The sequence below is a fragment of the Actinomadura livida genome, from assembly GCF_014648675.1.
Lineage (GTDB): Bacteria > Actinomycetota > Actinomycetes > Streptosporangiales > Streptosporangiaceae > Spirillospora > Spirillospora livida.
On sequence record NZ_BMRO01000011.1, the window covers coordinates 284295 to 298850 of the forward strand.

14 protein-coding genes are annotated in these 14556 nt (G+C 73.4%); 10 read left to right on the forward strand and 4 right to left on the reverse strand.

What is annotated here, in order from left to right:
* Positions 1 to 89: 89 nt before the first annotated feature.
* From IEZ03_RS26220 to IEZ03_RS26230, 3 genes are all read right to left on the reverse strand, one after another.
* Complete coding sequence (locus tag IEZ03_RS26220) at positions 90 to 761, reverse strand: AIM24 family protein (RefSeq protein ID WP_184887385.1); 672 nt, start codon at positions 759 to 761, stop codon at positions 90 to 92.
* A 62-nt stretch (positions 762 to 823) separates the two neighbouring features.
* On the reverse strand, positions 824 to 1732 hold the full coding sequence (locus tag IEZ03_RS26225; RefSeq protein ID WP_184887383.1) for a glutathione S-transferase family protein: 909 nt from the start codon (positions 1730 to 1732) through the stop codon (positions 824 to 826).
* Positions 1733 to 1781: 49 nt separating this feature from the next.
* Positions 1782 to 2849, reverse strand: coding sequence for an NAD(P)H-dependent amine dehydrogenase family protein (locus IEZ03_RS26230; RefSeq protein WP_184887381.1), 1068 nt, complete (start codon positions 2847 to 2849; stop codon positions 1782 to 1784).
* Between the two features lie 257 nt (positions 2850 to 3106).
* On the opposite strand from IEZ03_RS26230, the gene IEZ03_RS26235 reads away from it, so the two are divergent.
* Complete coding sequence (locus IEZ03_RS26235) at positions 3107 to 4009, forward strand: SDR family oxidoreductase (RefSeq protein WP_132049083.1); 903 nt, start codon at positions 3107 to 3109, stop codon at positions 4007 to 4009.
* Positions 4010 to 4012: 3 nt separating this feature from the next.
* A complete protein-coding gene (locus IEZ03_RS26240) occupies positions 4013 to 4810 on the forward strand; it encodes an enoyl-CoA hydratase/isomerase family protein (RefSeq protein WP_184887379.1) in 798 nt (265 codons plus the stop codon).
* Between the two features lie 102 nt (positions 4811 to 4912).
* On the opposite strand, the gene IEZ03_RS26245 is transcribed toward IEZ03_RS26240, so the two are convergent.
* Positions 4913 to 5764 (reverse strand): sirohydrochlorin chelatase, encoded by an 852-nt coding sequence (locus tag IEZ03_RS26245; protein ID WP_184887377.1) that lies wholly within the window; start codon positions 5762 to 5764, stop codon positions 4913 to 4915.
* A gap of 392 nt (positions 5765 to 6156) precedes the next feature.
* On the opposite strand from IEZ03_RS26245, the gene IEZ03_RS26250 reads away from it, so the two are divergent.
* The 8 genes from IEZ03_RS26250 to IEZ03_RS26285 all read left to right on the forward strand — a co-directional run bounded on the left by IEZ03_RS26250 (position 6157) and on the right by IEZ03_RS26285 (position 14533).
* Positions 6157 to 8955 carry a sensor histidine kinase gene (locus IEZ03_RS26250; RefSeq protein ID WP_184887375.1) on the forward strand — a complete coding sequence of 933 codons (2799 nt, stop codon included), beginning with the start codon at positions 6157 to 6159 and terminating at the stop codon, positions 8953 to 8955.
* The gene (locus IEZ03_RS26255) at positions 8955 to 9413 is read left to right on the forward strand and encodes a roadblock/LC7 domain-containing protein (protein ID WP_132053284.1); all 459 of its coding nucleotides are present in this window, start codon (positions 8955 to 8957) and stop codon (positions 9411 to 9413) included. The genes IEZ03_RS26250 and IEZ03_RS26255 overlap by 1 nt, the downstream gene beginning before the upstream one ends.
* A gap of 6 nt (positions 9414 to 9419) precedes the next feature.
* Complete coding sequence (locus IEZ03_RS26260; RefSeq protein ID WP_184887373.1) at positions 9420 to 9797, forward strand: DUF742 domain-containing protein; 378 nt, start codon at positions 9420 to 9422, stop codon at positions 9795 to 9797.
* The gene (locus IEZ03_RS26265) at positions 9778 to 10416 is read left to right on the forward strand and encodes a GTP-binding protein (protein ID WP_184887371.1); all 639 of its coding nucleotides are present in this window, start codon (positions 9778 to 9780) and stop codon (positions 10414 to 10416) included. Before IEZ03_RS26260 ends, IEZ03_RS26265 begins: the two co-directional genes overlap by 20 nt.
* 78 nt (positions 10417 to 10494) lie before the next feature.
* Positions 10495 to 13104, forward strand: a complete 2610-nt coding sequence (locus IEZ03_RS38635; RefSeq protein WP_268248560.1) for a sensor histidine kinase — start codon at positions 10495 to 10497, stop codon at positions 13102 to 13104.
* Positions 13101 to 13544, forward strand: a complete 444-nt coding sequence (locus IEZ03_RS26275; protein WP_132053276.1) for a roadblock/LC7 domain-containing protein — start codon at positions 13101 to 13103, stop codon at positions 13542 to 13544. Before IEZ03_RS38635 ends, IEZ03_RS26275 begins: the two co-directional genes overlap by 4 nt.
* A 1-nt stretch (position 13545) precedes the next feature.
* Complete coding sequence (locus tag IEZ03_RS26280; protein WP_132053278.1) at positions 13546 to 13947, forward strand: DUF742 domain-containing protein; 402 nt, start codon at positions 13546 to 13548, stop codon at positions 13945 to 13947.
* Positions 13928 to 14533, forward strand: a complete 606-nt coding sequence (locus IEZ03_RS26285) for a GTP-binding protein (RefSeq protein WP_132053280.1) — start codon at positions 13928 to 13930, stop codon at positions 14531 to 14533. Before IEZ03_RS26280 ends, IEZ03_RS26285 begins: the two co-directional genes overlap by 20 nt.
* The last annotated feature ends 23 nt before the right edge of the window (positions 14534 to 14556 follow it).

Below are 14556 nucleotides of genomic sequence, written 5' to 3' on the forward strand. Positions count from 1 at the left end.
AGGCGAGCCGGAGCGATGCAGCGATCGCACGCAGTGCCCGTTGAAGGGAGGGCCTCCAAGGCCCGACCGCCAAGGGCACTGCAATCAACTCAGTGCGTGTGGGGGGCCACCGTGGGGCCTTCGCTGGCCTGGACCAGGACGAAGCCCTGGCCCTGGAAGGCGAGCTGCATGGCCTCGCCGCTACCGCGGCCGATGAGGGCGCCCGCCTTGAAGGTGCGGTTGACGCCCACCTGGAGGCCGGTGCTCCACGCGACGGCGGACTGGCCGTCCACGAAGGTGGGGGCGCGGCCGGCGTCGAGCATGACGGGGGTGCCGTGCGTGGTCAGGGCGACCCAGCCGGTGCCCGTGAGCGTGGTGTTGAACAGGCCGCCCGCGGCGATGCCCGCGCCCTGGACGCGCTGGATGTCGGACTGCAGGTGCGCGTCGTAGGCGAGGATGTTGGCGCCGTTGACGGTCAGTCCCTCGTTCTCCAGGTAGAACAGGTGGATGTCGTCGGCGTCGTTGGCGACGAACAGCAGGCCCTGGCCCTTCACGCGCATCGTCGGGACGCCCTCGCCGGTGAGGGCCTTCTTCATGAACTTGCCGATGCCGCCGGAGCCCTCGTAGTCGAACTCCATCTGGCCCTGGAAGGCCACCATGGAGCCCTGGCGCGCCAGGACGTCGCCGTTGAGGTGGATCCGGAGCATCTTGGAGTTCTGGAGGGCGAAGTGGCCGGGGAGCTGCTGCCCCTGGTCCATGTTTCCGAAGAACTGACTACGCATGGTCGGGTTCGTCTCTCTCGTTGCGGCTGTTTGCGGTTCGTCAGCATAACGACGTGCCGAGGTCAGCGATCCCGATCGTGCGGTGCGGTCCAGTCGATGAAGGGGCCCTTGGGGACGACCCCGGACGGGTTGATGTTGCGCTGCGTCACGTAGTAGTGGCGCTTGATGTGGTCGAAGTTCGTGGTCTCGCCGAACGCGGGGACCGAGTACAGGTCGCGGGCGTAGCCCCACAGGTTCGGGTAGTCCGTCAGGTGCCGCACGTTGCACTTGAAGTGCGAGTAGTACACGGCGTCGAAGCGCGCGAGCGTCGGGTACAGCCGGACGTCGGCCTCGGTGATCTCGTCGCCGAACAGGTAGCGGCGGCCGGAGAGGCGCTCCTCCAGATGGTCGAGCGTGGCGAAGAGGGCGTCCACCGCGTCCTCGTAGGCGTCCTGGGCGGTGGCGAACCCGGACTTGTAGACGCCGTTGTTGACGGTCCGGTAGACGAGGTCGTTCAGCTCGTCGATCTGGGGGCGGAGCGCCTCCGGGTAAAGGTCGGGCGCGTCCGGGCGGTGATGCGCGGTGAACTCCGTCTCCATCATCGTGGTGATGTTCGGGAAGTCGTTGGTGACCAGGCGCCCGGTCTCGGTGTCCCAGACGCACGGGACGGTGTAGCGGCCCTCGAACGACGGATCGGTGCCGAGGTACAGCTCCGAGAGGAACACCGCGCCGGTGACGGGGTCGCGCTCCGGGAGGCGCCAGCCGCGCTCGTCTCGGATCGGGTCGACGACGGCGACGCTGATCGCGTCCTCCAGGCCGAGCAGGCGCCGGACGATCAGGCTGCGCTGCGCCCACGGGCACGCGTACGAGACGAAGAGCCGGTAGCGGCCGGGCTCGGCGGGCAGGCCGCTCGACCCGTCCGCGGTGATCCGCTCGGTGAAGCGGTTCGCCTGCCGGACGAACCGGCCTCCCTCGACCTCCTGGACGCTCATGTCGTGCTCCCTCCGTCGACGGGCCCGCCGCCCACGATAGCCGCCGCGCTCAGACCCGCATCCGGCCGCCGATCATCGGGAGGTCGAGGTGGGTGCGGATGCCCGGCTCGGCGGCGCAGACGGCCGGGACGGCGTTCAGCGCGTGGGCGGTGGCGGCGGAGATCGGATCGGACACCCACTCGCTGTCGGCCGCCAGCGTGAGGGAGGGCTCGCCGTCCACCCGGAGCGAGTACCCGGGACGGCCCCACTCCTCGCACATCTCCCCGGCGCTGGCCTTGTGCACGACCTCGATGGTGATCACGGGGCGTCCGCCGGCCAGGCCGCTGAACCTCCAGCGGGCGGCCGCGACCGTCCCGCGCGGGATCGGCCCGGCGGCGGTGGTGAGGTCGGTGCGGGCGAGCCGGTGGTCGACGTCGAGGTCGACTTCGTCCAGGTCGATCCCGAGCCCGGCGGCGACCAGGTGCAGGCTCTCGGAGTACAGCGCCCTCATCGCGGTGCGGGCCGGCCGCAGCGCGCGCCGGTAGGCGTCCTCGTCCTTGCCGAAGCCGAGCATGTGGTGGACCATCCGCCAGGACGGGTGCAGCGCGAAGTCGGAGACCTCCCGGGCGTAGACGTGGGTGATCCGCCGGGACAGCCGCGTCAGCATCAGCGGCATGGCGTCGGCCATGAAGCCGTTGCTGATCCCGCTGCCGTGCACCGAGGCGCGGCCCCGCTTGCACGCCTGCTCCAGTTCGTTCACGTAGTGCGGGCCGTGCGCCCCGGGGTAGAGGAAGCCGTTCAGGGAGACGACGTTCTTGCCCGACGACAGCAGCGCGCAGACGAGGTCGAGTTCGGCGGACCTGTCGGGCGTCGGGCTCGGCGCGTAGACGACGCAGTCGGCGTCGAGGGCGAGGATGTCGTCGAGGTCGCCGGTCGCGATGATTCCGGCGGGGTCGCGTCCGGCGAGGACACCGGCGTCGGTTCCGGCCTTTTCGGGCGCGTGCACCCAGACGCCGGCCAGCTCCATGTCGTCCCGGGCGAGGACCCCTCTGATCACGCTCCGGCCGACCGCGCCCGTCGCCCACTGGACGACTCGGTAGGGGCGCGGGCCCTGGGGAAACGCGTCGGCTGTGCTCATCGAGACGGAACCTCCGTTGTTCCTCGCGGCGTCGATGAGTGGACCCGTACGGGAGGAGACTACGCCGACCGCCCCGGCGAAAGCGGCATTTACCGCATCTTTCGCTCGGGTCCCGCGGCGCACAGGACTGCGCGGCGGCGCGGGCGGGAAGAAAGACCGGGGGCCGCGGCCGAGCGGGATTCGGTTTAGTGGTACCACTGGGTAACCCCCGGGTGGTTTCCTAGGGGGCGAAGTCGGTGCGATGTGAGGAGACAGGGATGTCGGAACTGCGCTACGACGGCCGCGTGGCGGTCGTGACCGGGGCCGGGCACGGCCTCGGCCGCCAGCACGCGCTGGAGCTCGCCGCGCGCGGCGCCAAGGTCGTCGTGAACGACCTCGGCGGCGACCGGTCCGGTGTCGGCGCCTCCGCCGGCCCCGCCCAGGAGGTCGTGGACGAGATCAAGAAGAACGGCGGCGAGGCCGTCGCCAACCCCGACAACGTGGCGACCCCCGAGGGCGCGCAGGCGATCATCAAGACGGCGCTGGACGAGTTCGGCAAGGTCGACATCGTCATCAACAACGCGGGGATCCTGCGCGACAAGTCGTTCAAGAACATGTCGCCGGAGGAGTTCGACGCGGTCATCGCCGTCCATCTGCGGGGCTCGTTCCTCGTCTCCAGCGCCGCCTGGTCGCAGCTGCGCGAGCAGGGCTACGGCCGGATCGTCAACACGTCCTCGCCCGCGGGCCTGTTCGGCAACTTCGGGCAGGCGAACTACGCCACGGCCAAGATGGGCCTCGTCGGCTTCACCAAGACCCTCGCGCAGGAGGGCGCCAAGTACAACATCAAGGCCAACGCGATCGCCCCGGTCGCCTGGACCCGGATGACCGAGGACCTGCTCCCCGCCGACTTCGCCGACAAGCTCGGCGTCGACCAGGTCACGCCGCTGGTCGCCTACCTCGTCCACGAGAGCAACGAGGACTCCGGCGAGGTCTACACCGTCGGCGGCGGCCGCATCGCGAAGATCTTCGTGGCGGAGGGCCCCGGCTACGGGCAGAAGGAGACGCTGAGCGTCGAGGACGTCCGGGACAACTGGGCGGCCATCAACGCCGCCGAGCCGCTGACCGTCTTCAAGAACGTGGGCGAGCAGATGGGCCCCCTCATCCAGCAGCTCACCTCCTAGACGTTGGGCGGGATCAAGCTCGACCGCCGGGACGGGGTGCTGACCATCACCCTGTCCCGGCCGGAGCGTCTGAACGCCGTCGACGGCGCGCTGACCGAGGAGATGCTCGACGTCCTCAACGAGCTGGCGCGCGACCCCGACACCCAGGTGGTCGTGCTCACCGGCGAGGGCCGCGGCTTCTGCTCGGGCATGGACATCCAGGGCGGCGACCCGGGGCAGGAGAGCTCGGAGGGACGCGTCCAGCGCCTCTACCGGGGCATCGGCCGGGGCGGCGAGGTCACCGCGCGGCTGCGGGAGATCCCGCAGCCGGTGATCGCGGCCCTGCACGGCCCCGTCGCGGGCATGGGGGTGTCCTGGGCGCTGGCCTGCGACATGCGGGTCGCCGACCCGACGACCCGGTTCGTCGTGCCGTTCGTGAACCTCGGCCTGTCGGCCGGCGACTGCGGCCTGTCCTGGCTGCTGCCCCGGCTGGTCGGCCCGGCCAGGGCCGCGGAGATCTTCTACCGCGCCCAGCGGCTGGACGTGTCCCGCGCCGAGGCCCTCGGCCTCGTCACCGAGGTCAGCGCCGAGGGCGCGGACCTGGAGGCCGCCCACGCCCTGGCCGACGAACTGCTCGCGAAGTCCCCGTACGGCCTGCGCCGCACGAAGGAACTGCTCAACACGGCCCTGGACGCCCCTGGCCTCCGCGCCCAGCTCCAGGCCGAGACCGCGGTACAGACCCTGGCCTTCTTCACCGAAGACCTCCCCGAGGGCATGACCGCGACCATGGAGAAACGCCCCCCGAAGTTCAAGAACCGCTGATCCCCACCCGACGCACGGGGCGCCGTTTCACGAGACGCGGAGCGGATCGGGAAACGGCGCCCCGTGCGCAACGGGGGGTTCCAGGGGGGTCGCACCCCTGGACTACTGAGCCAGGGCCGAAGACAGCGCCTCTACGTAGCGGAGTGCGGCCAGGCGTGCCAGGGCCGGGTGGGGGCCCAGGGGGGCCGAGTGGGCGGAGCCCACGGAGCCCACGGAGGCCGCGGCGGGGGCGATCAGGCCGGTCTCCGGCTCGGTGCCGATCAGGTGCGGCGCGACGGCGATGGACGTGGCGCCCGCCGCGTGGAGCTGCTCCGCGGCGGCCTTGACCGACGCCACGTCGTTCAGCGAGGCGGTGAAGACGGGGGCCGCGAGCCGGGAGGCGAGGAGCACGCCGGTGACCTCGGCCTGCCGGACTGCGGCGGCGTCTCCGGGGGTGGCGATGATGAAGCCGGACGCGGCGGTCACCATCGTCATCAGCCGGATCCGGTCGGCGCGGGCCAGGCCGGCGTCGGCGAGGCGGTCGTGCAGCGCCTCGGCGATCAGCGGGTGGGGGCCGAGGGGCTCGGCGGCGACGGCGCGGGCGGGGGAGCCGGCGACGGCGGCGTGGACGGCGGCGTCCATGGCCCGGTCGGGGCCGGTGGACAGCGGGACGACCACCGCCGCAGGGGCGTCCTCGTCGCGCCGCAGCCCGGCGAGGACGGCGTTCAGGTTCGCCTCCTCGCCCTCCAGGTGCGCGAGGTAGGCCGGCTGGCCGGTGTGCTCGATCTCGACGAGGCGGGCGAGTTCGTGGGCGACCTCGGCGCCGGCCTGCCGGGCGTGGCCGGGGACGGCCAGGACGAGCGCTGGGGATCCGGGGGGCAGCAGGAAGGACTCGTCGCCGCGGTGGCGGCCGCCGCGGGGCGTGCGGCGCCGTCGGGACGGAAGTGCCTCGGATGCCTGGCTTTCGGGACTCACGGCGGGCATCGTAACGCCCTGCGGCCCGTGCGTCGGCCTTCCGCCCAGGCCGGTCATGTCCGGCGGGCCGGTGCGGGCGCCCTCGTTCCGGCCGCCGTCGTTGCCTGTATGGATCGCCGATCTCCTTCCCGTTCCGGCCGCGACGCGAGCGTGGGGTGAAGGAGCACAGTATGGCGCATCCGCCCCGGGACGACAGGGGGAAATGAAGTAACTTGTCCGGATTTGCCGCAATCTCTTTGTGGAGGTTCGGCGGCATCCTCCCGGCCGGACGCATAGCCGCAGGTGACACGGAATGGTCCCAATGCGTCCGAAAGGCGCCAAAGGGGTTGCGGCCCCGTCACGCACCGCCTTTATGATCCAGGGACCCTCCGCGCCGGAACGTTCGAGGTCACATGGATTTCGTTTCATCCAGGGGGGACGCCCCCCAGGACACCACGGCGAAGACCGATGAGCGCCGCCCTGCCGAAGCGGCCGGCCACCGGCGCACGCACCCGATCCGCGCCCGCTCGACCCGCACGCGGTCGATCAGCACGCGGGTGACCGCGCTGCTGCTGGTCCCGCTGCTGTCCCTCGTCGCGCTGTGGGGCTACGCGGCCAACACCACCGGCCGGGACGCGCTCGCCCACCGCAACTACCACACGCTCGACCGCCTGCTGGCGCCGACCGGCCAGGCCGTGCTGGTGGAGCTGGGCAAGGAGCGCCAGGCGTCCGCCGTGTTCCTCAGCACCCCGCGCGAGAGCGCGCCGTCCACGCCGCCCGCGCTCGACCAGCAGCGCAAGCGCCTGGACGCGGCCATCGAGCACTTCCGGCGGGAGGCCACCTCCGAGGCCGCCCGGGACGCCATGCCCGCAGGACTGGAGGAGCGCGTCGAGCAGGTCATCCGGGGGCTCGGCGGGCTCACCGGCCTGCGGACGGGCATCGACGCGCGCTCCATCGAGCGGCTGACCGCGATCAACTACTACGGCACCATGGTCGACGACGTGCACCGGGTGTACGACCGCCTCGACATCGACGACTCCGACCTGTACAACGCGACGCTCGCGACCCGGCACGCCGGCCGCGCCATCGAACTGCTGCAGCGCGAGAACGCGCTGATCGCCTCCGCCCTCATCACCGGGGGCCGGATGACGGCGCCCGAGCACCGGATGTTCGTCGAGATGATCGGCGAGCAGCGCTGGCACTGGACCAGGCAGCGCTCGCTCCTCGACCGGGAGGTCTACGCGACGACGACCGCGCCCGTGTTCGCGTCCCCGCTCTACCAGAGCTTCCGGGGCATCGAGGACCGGATCGCCGACGCCGACCCGCGCAGGCCGCTGCCCATCGGCGCGGAGGAGTGGCAGCGGACGGCGCAGCAGCTGGTGCTGCGGACCAACGACATGCTGCTCAGCAACTCCCGGCTCGCGGGCGAGGACGCCGACCGGCTCGGCCGCGACGCCTACGTCCGGCTCGGCGTCGTCGGCGGCCTCGGCCTGCTGGCGATCCTCGTCTCGGTGCTGCTGTCGCTGCGGGTCGCGCGGGGGTTCGTCCGCGAGCTGGTCGGGCTGCGCGGCTCCGCCGAGGAGCTCGCCGACCGCCGGCTGCCCGCCATCGTCGACCGGCTGAGCCGCAACCAGCGGGTGGACGTCGCCGCCGAGGCGCCGCCCCTGGCGGCGGGCCGCACCGCCGAGGTCGCCCAGCTCGCCGAGTCGTTCTCCAAGGTGCAGCGCACCGCCGTCGACGCGGCAGTCGGCCAGGCCGAGCTGCGGGCGGGCGTCAGCCGCATCTTCCTGAACATCGCCCGCCGCAACCAGTCGCTCCTGCACCGCCAGCTGACGATGCTGGACGCGCTGGAGAGCCGCGCCGAGCCCGACGACCTGGAAGACCTGTTCCGGATCGACCACCTCACCACCCGCATGCGGCGGCACGCGGAGAGCCTGATCATCCTGTCCGGCGCCACGCCGGGCCGCGGCTGGCGGCACCCGGTGCGCTTCGCCGACGTGCTGCGCGCGGCCGTCTCGGAGATCGAGGACTACACCCGGGTGACCGTCCTCACCGAGTCCGCGGACGGCCTGGTCGGCGCGGCCGTCACCGACGTCGTCCACCTGCTGGCCGAGCTGCTGGAGAACGCGGCGACGTTCTCCCCGCCGACCACCGAGGTCCGGGTGATGGCCGAGCGCGTCGGCACCGGGTTCGCCGTCGAGATCGAGGACCGCGGCCTCGGCGTCCGGCCCGAACTGCTCGAGGAGGCGAACCGGCGGCTGGCCGAGCCGCCCGAGTACGACCTCGTCGACACCGACCAGCTGGGGCTGTTCGTCGTCGCGCGGCTCGCCGCCCGGCACGACATCACCGTGTCGCTGCAGCGGTCCCCGTACGGCGGCGTGACCGCGATCGTGCTGCTGCCGCACGAGCTGGTGGTGCCCGCCGAGCAGATGGCGGCGGCCGAGGCGTCCGCCGAGATCGAGCCCGGGGACCACTTCGCGGACGACGGCGCGGCGCACGGCCGGGCCGGGGAGCCGCGCGAGGCCGCGCTGGTGCCCGCGCCGCGCTCGGAGTCGGTCGTCCCGCTGCGGGAGACCGACGAGTCCGGGCGGTTCGCGTCGCTGCCCGCCGCCGAGCCGCACGAGCGGCGCCTGCGCGCGGAGGACGCCGGCGGGTACGGCAGCGGCGAGCACGGCTCTGGCGAGCACGGCACAGACGGGCCCATGGAGGCGCCGCCCGTGCTGCCCGAGCTGTCCGCCCCCGCGGTGTCGTGGGGCACGCCCGGCGAGACCGGGCCCGGCACCCCGTCCGGGCCCCGGCCGAACCCCTGGTCGGACGAGGCCGTGCCCGTCCCGGAGATCGTCCCGGAGATCGTCCCGGAGATCGTCACCGACGCGGCCGGGGAGGCCCGCGAGGACGCCGGTGCTCACTCCGGCGGAGGCCCGGCCGAGGTCGTGGACGCCGACGAGATCGTGGACGCGGACGTGGTCGACGACACCCGGGAGGACTGGCAGCCCGCGGGCACCCACGCCGGGCTGCCCCGCCGGGTGCGGCAGGAGAACCTGGCCCCGCAGCTCCGCAAGCGCCCCCCGCCGCCCCCGCCCCGCCTCGACGGCGGTGCGTCAGGGGGCATCGCCCGCTCGCCTGAGGAGGCACGTTCGCTGATGGCATCGATACAGCAGGGATGGCGGCGCGGGCGCGCGTCGAACGTGGGCGACGAAGGGGAGCGATGATGCACCACACCGCGACCGGTGAGCTGAACTGGCTGCTCAACGACTTCGCCGGGCGGGTGACGGCGGTGCGGCAGGCGGTGATCCTGTCCCGGGACGGCCTGGCCATCGCGGCCTCCACCGACCTGGGCCGCGAGGACGCCGAGCACCTGTCCGCGCTGGCGTCCGGCGTGCAGAGCCTGGCGCGCGGCGCGGGCCGGCACTTCGCCGGCGGGAACGTGCGGCAGACCATCATCGAGATGGACGCGCTGCTGCTGTTCGTGACGGCCGCCGGCGACGGCACCTGCCTCGCCGTGCTGGCCGACGCGGAGGCCGACGCCGGCCTCGTCGCCTACGAGATGGCGGTGCTGGTCAAGCGGGTCGGCCAGCACCTGCAGGCGAGCCCCAGGTTCGGAGCCGAGCACGAGACGGCGGGTGAGGGCTTCGGAAGCGCCGGGGGGACCTCGCCGCGGAGCCGGTGAGCGGCCATGGCCTCCTCAGAGCGGTGGCTGGACCGGGAGGCCGGTCCGCTGGTGCGTCCGTACGCCATGACCCGGGGGCGGACCCGTCCCGAGGGCGAGGGCTTCGAGCTGATCGCGGTCGTGGCGGCGACCGGCGTCCCCCCGGGCGACCGGCTGCGCTACAGCCCCGACCACGCGCGGGTGCTGCGCGCCTGCGCGCGCCCGGTGCCCGTCGTCGAGCTGTCGGCCGACCTGGGCCTGCCGATCGGCGTCGTCCGCGTCCTGCTCGGCGACCTGCGGGACGAGGGACTGATCGCGGTGGTCGCCGAGGTGGAGCCCGTCCGGGGCCGCCGCCCACCGAACGGAGTGCTGCGGGAGGTGTTGAATGGCCTACGCGCCCTCTGACGGGACCGGCACGAGCGCCCGTCCCCTCGTCACGACGAAGATCCTGATCGCCGGCGGGTTCGGGGTCGGCAAGACGACGATGGTCGGCTCGATCAGCGAGATCAGGCCGCTGCACACCGAGGAGCCGCTGACCGACCGCGGCGTCGGGGTCGACGACGTGTCCGGCGTCGGCGCGAAGACGACCACGACCGTCGCGATGGACTTCGGGCGGATCACCCTCTCGGAGCAGCTGCTGCTGTACCTGTTCGGCACGCCCGGGCAGGAGCGGTTCTGGTTCATGTGGGACGAGCTGGCCGCGGGCGCGATCGGTGCGGTCGTGCTCGCCGACACGCGCCGGCTGACCGGCAGCTTCGCCGCCATCGACTACTTCGAGCGCCGCGGCGTCCCGTTCGTGGTGGCCGTGAACTGCTTCGACGGCCGGCGCACGCACCGGCCCGAGGACGTCGCGATAGCGCTCGACCTGGACCCGGACGTCCCCGTGCTGCTCTGCGACGTCCGGCGGCGCGAATCATCGAAGGAGGTTCTGGTGGCGCTGATGGAGCACGTGCTGACCTGGCCCGACTCGCCGGACGCGCCGGACGGCCCGCGTCCGCCCGACCGCCGGGAAGCCGCGACGTAGTAGGCTCCCGCACACCCCCGTACTCCACGCATCGGGAGGTTTCCCCCGCATGTCCCGCCCCCGAGTGCCGAAGCAGTGATGGCCGCACCCCGTTTCTCCTCCATCCGGACGAGGATCACGCTGCTGGTCCTCGTCCCGCTGCTGGCGTTGACCTCGCTGTGGGTCCTCCTCACCGGCATGACCTACGGCGACGCGAACCAGCTCCTGGAGAGCAGGAACTTCCAGCAGAAGTCGGTGCTGCCCACGCAGCGGCTCATCGACGGCCTGCAGAAGGAGCGGCGCCTGTCGATGTCCTGGCTCGGCGACGGCCGGTCGGCCGCCGCGAGCGAGATCCAGGAGCAGCGCAGGGCCACCGACAAGGCGGCCCGGGAGGTCCGCGCCGGCAGCCGCGACCAGGGCATGCGCGAGACGATCCTGCCCGAGGTGGTCACCCGCATCGACGGGCTCGTCACCAGGCTCGGCGGCCTCGACGCGCTGCGCCGCAGCGTCGACGGCCGCGCCGCCGGGCGCGGGCACGTGCTGCGCGAGTACAACGAGCTCATCGACGCCGGCTTCGCGATCTACAGCGCGACCGCGCCGGCGGACGGCTCGATCACCGCGCGCGCCCGCACGCTCACCTCGTTCGGCCGCGCCCGCGAGTACATGGCCCGCGAGGACGCCCTGCTGACCGGGGCGCTCGCCGCCGGCCGCATCTCGCCCGCCGAGCGCGCCGAGTTCGCCAAGCTCGTCGGGGCGCACCACACGATCCACGCGGACAACGCCCGCGACCTGCCCGACCGGTTCCACGCCCGCTACGAGCGGCTGATGAGCGGCCCGCCGGCCCGGCAGCTGATGCGGCTGGAGAACGAGGTCATCCACGGCGCCGAGCCGCCCGCGGCGGCCGCCGAGCGCGGGACCGCCGCCGGAGACGGCGCGCTCCCGGAGGGGGCGCAGGGCGGTGCGCGGGAGGTCACCGTCATCGAGCCCGCCGCCTGGAGCAGCGCGAGCAGCGCCGTCCACGGCCAGCTGTTCGAGCTGGAGAACGACGTTCTCGACGACCTCACCGAGCACGCCCAGGGCATCGCGATCGGCACGTTCACGCGGCTCGCCCTCGCCGGCGGGCTGGGGCTGCTCGCGATCGTGCTGTCGTCGTTCTTCGCCGTCCGGGTCTCCCGGCGGCTGGTCCGCGAGTGCCGCGCGCTCGCCGGCGGCGTGGTCGAGTTCACCCAGGAGCGGCTGCCGCGGCTGGCGGAGCGGATCCGCGCCGGGCGGCCCGCCGAGCCCGAGCCGGAGCCCGAGCTCGACTACCGCATCAACGAGATCCGGCAGATCGCCGAGTCGTTCGACCGGGCCCGCGCGGCCGTCGTGGCGTCGGCCGAGGGCGAGGCCGCGGCCCGCCGCGGCATCAGCGAGGTGTTCGTCAACCTCGCGCGCCGCAACCAGGCGCTGCTGCACCGCCAGCTCAGCCTCCTGGACTCCATGGAGCGCCGCACCGAGGACCCGTCGGAGCTGTCGGACCTGTTCCGGCTCGACCACCTCGCGACCCGGATGCGCCGGCACGCCGAGGGCCTGGTGATCCTCGCGGGCAAGACGGCGGGCCGCGGCTGGCGCCGCCCGGTGCCGCTGGTGGACGTCGTCCGCGGCGCGGTCGCCGAGGTCGAGGACTACCCGCGCGTCCGGGTGCAGCCGCTGCCGCGCGTCGCGCTGCTCGGCTCCGCCGTCGCCGACGTCATCCACCTGCTGGCGGAGATCGTGGAGAACGCCACCACGTTCTCGCCGCCGCAGTCGCCGGTGCGGGTCAGCGGGCACGCGGTCGCCAACGGCTTCGCGATCGAGGTCGAGGACCGCGGCCTCGGGATGACCGAGGAGGCGCTGCGCGCCGCCAACGCGCGGCTCGCCCGGCCGCCGGACTTCGACCCGTCCGACAGCGCGCAGCTCGGGCTGTTCGTCGTGGCGCGGCTGGCCGAGCGGCACGGCATCCAGGTCACGCTCCGCCAGTCCCCGTACGGGGGGACGACCGCGATCGCGCTGATCCCCGCCTCGCTGATCGTGGACGAGCCGGAGACCGAGCCGGCCGCGCGCCGCCTCACCGGGCCCATGCAGACGCTGCCGGGCGCCGCCCCGGCCCTGTCGGCCTCCAAGCCGGCCTCCGGGGCGGCCCCGGCGCTGCCGGCGGCCGACACGGGCGGCGTCGTCCGCCTGGTCGAGGCCGAGCGGGCCGACGGGCCCGCGACGGAGCAGGCGCCGCAGGCCGAACCGGAGCGCCCGGCGCCCGAGCCCGCCCGGGCGAGCCCGGAGGCGCCGCCGCTGAAGCCGGGCGAGCTGCCCAAGCGCAGGCGGCAGCAGCACCTGGCGCCCCAGCTCAAGCAGCGGGTCGACGAGCACCTGGCCGCCCAGGGCCAGTCCCCGCCGGTGACCGACCCGCCGCCGGCGGAGCCCGCCCGCCCGCCGCGCGGACCCGAGCCGGCCGGGATGCCGCTCGGCGCGCCCGTCCCGCCGGACGCGGCGCCGCCCGCGGCACCGGACCGGGCCGCCGGCGACGGCGCGCCCGCTCCCGGGACCGTTCCGGACGAGGACGACCCGCGCTCACCCGAAGCACTGCGATCGATGATGTCCGCCATGCAGCGTGGCTGGCAGCTTGGCAGACAGGACGCGGCCGACGCGGAGGCCGCGCGAGACCCAGCCGACCAGGAGGACGACACCCCATGACAGAGGCCCAGTACCCCGGCGCCGAGGTCCCGGGCGGAGGCGGTGAGCTGGACTGGCTCCTCGACAGCCTGGTCCAGCGGGTCGCCCCGGTGCAGAACGCGGTGGTGCTGTCGGGCGACGGCCTGAAGATGGCCGCGTCCAGCGGGCTGGCCCGCGAGGAGTCCGACCACCTGAGCGCGGTGGCCGCGAGCTTCCAGAGCCTCGCCCGCGGAGCCGGGGAGACGTTCGGCGGCGGGCCCGTCCGGCAGACGATCGTGGAGATGGAGTCGTCGTTCCTGTTCGTCACCGCCGCCGGGAAGGGCGCCTGCCTGGCGGTCCTCGCCTCCGCCGACGCCGACCTCGGGGTCATCGCCTACGAGATGGCGATGCTGGTCACCCGCGTCGGGCAGCACCTGTCGGCCAACCCGCGGGTCGCCGCGGCCGAGCCGGGCGGCGTTTGAGGTGGAGGGGCGAGGCGGCGCCTGGTACGACGAGGCCGCGGGCCCCGTCGTCCGTCCGTACGCGCTCACCGGCGGCCGGACGCACTACGACGGCGTCGAGTTCGACCTGGTCGCCCTCATCGTCGCGGTGGAGACCGCCGTGTCCGACGACGACTCGGCCGCACTTCGTGCGTCCCAATGGTCGCCGGAGCCCGAACATGACATGATCCTGGAGCTTTGCCGCACCCCGTTGTCGGTCGCCGAGATAGCGTCGGATCTGGAACTTCCCCTCGGGGTCGTCCGCGTCCTGCTCGGCGACCTGCTCGACCACTCGCTGATCCAGGTCCGGCGTCCCGCGCCGGTGGCGCAGTTCCCCGGCGAGCGTGTACTCAAGGAAGTGATCGATGGAATCCGTGCGCTCTGACGCGGCGGCCGCCCAGGGCGATTCCGCGCTGACGGTCAAGATCCTCGTGGCCGGCGGCTTCGGCGTCGGCAAGACCACCCTGGTGAGCGCGGTCAGCGAGATCCGGCCGCTGCGGACCGAGGAGGCCCTGACCGAGAAGAGCATCGGGATCGACGACACCACGGCCGTCGCGTCCAAGACGACGACGACCGTGGCGATGGACTTCGGGCGCATCACGCTCCCGAACGGCCTCGTGCTGTTCGTGTTCGGGACGCCCGGCCAGGACCGGTTCTGGTTCATGTGGGACGAACTGGCCAAGGGCGCGCTCGGCGCGGTCGTCCTGGTGGACACCCGCCGGCTGGCGGACTGCTTCGCCTCGGTCGACTACTTCGAGCGGCGCGGCGTCCCGTTCATCATCGGCGTCAACCGGTTCGACGGCGCGGGCCACCACTCGCACGAGCAGGTGCGCGACGCCCTCGACCTGTCGCCCGACATCCCGGTCATCAACTGCGACGTCCGCGACCGCGAGGACGCCAAGCGCGTGCTCATCACGCTCGTCGAGCACATCATGCGGACGATGAGCGGCCGCCAGACCGTCAGCTACTAGCGTCGCCCCGCAGGCCCCTGTCC

Excerpts from the sequence above, each read along its gene's own strand:
- IEZ03_RS26220 (WP_184887385.1), bottom strand. The coding sequence starts at position 761 with ATGCGTAGTCAGTTCTTCGGAAACATGGACCAGGGGCAGCAGCTCCCC.
- IEZ03_RS26225 (WP_184887383.1), bottom strand. The coding sequence starts at position 1,732 with ATGAGCGTCCAGGAGGTCGAGGGAGGCCGGTTCGTCCGGCAGGCGAAC.
- IEZ03_RS26230 (WP_184887381.1), bottom strand. The coding sequence starts at position 2,849 with ATGAGCACAGCCGACGCGTTTCCCCAGGGCCCGCGCCCCTACCGAGTC.
- IEZ03_RS26235 (WP_132049083.1), top strand. The coding sequence starts at position 3,107 with ATGTCGGAACTGCGCTACGACGGCCGCGTGGCGGTCGTGACCGGGGCC.
- IEZ03_RS26250 (WP_184887375.1), top strand. The coding sequence starts at position 6,157 with ATGGATTTCGTTTCATCCAGGGGGGACGCCCCCCAGGACACCACGGCG.
- IEZ03_RS26255 (WP_132053284.1), top strand. The coding sequence starts at position 8,955 with ATGCACCACACCGCGACCGGTGAGCTGAACTGGCTGCTCAACGACTTC.
- IEZ03_RS26260 (WP_184887373.1), top strand. The coding sequence starts at position 9,420 with ATGGCCTCCTCAGAGCGGTGGCTGGACCGGGAGGCCGGTCCGCTGGTG.
- IEZ03_RS26265 (WP_184887371.1), top strand. The coding sequence starts at position 9,778 with ATGGCCTACGCGCCCTCTGACGGGACCGGCACGAGCGCCCGTCCCCTC.
- IEZ03_RS38635 (WP_268248560.1), top strand. The coding sequence starts at position 10,495 with ATGGCCGCACCCCGTTTCTCCTCCATCCGGACGAGGATCACGCTGCTG.
- IEZ03_RS26275 (WP_132053276.1), top strand. The coding sequence starts at position 13,101 with ATGACAGAGGCCCAGTACCCCGGCGCCGAGGTCCCGGGCGGAGGCGGT.
- IEZ03_RS26285 (WP_132053280.1), top strand. The coding sequence starts at position 13,928 with ATGGAATCCGTGCGCTCTGACGCGGCGGCCGCCCAGGGCGATTCCGCG.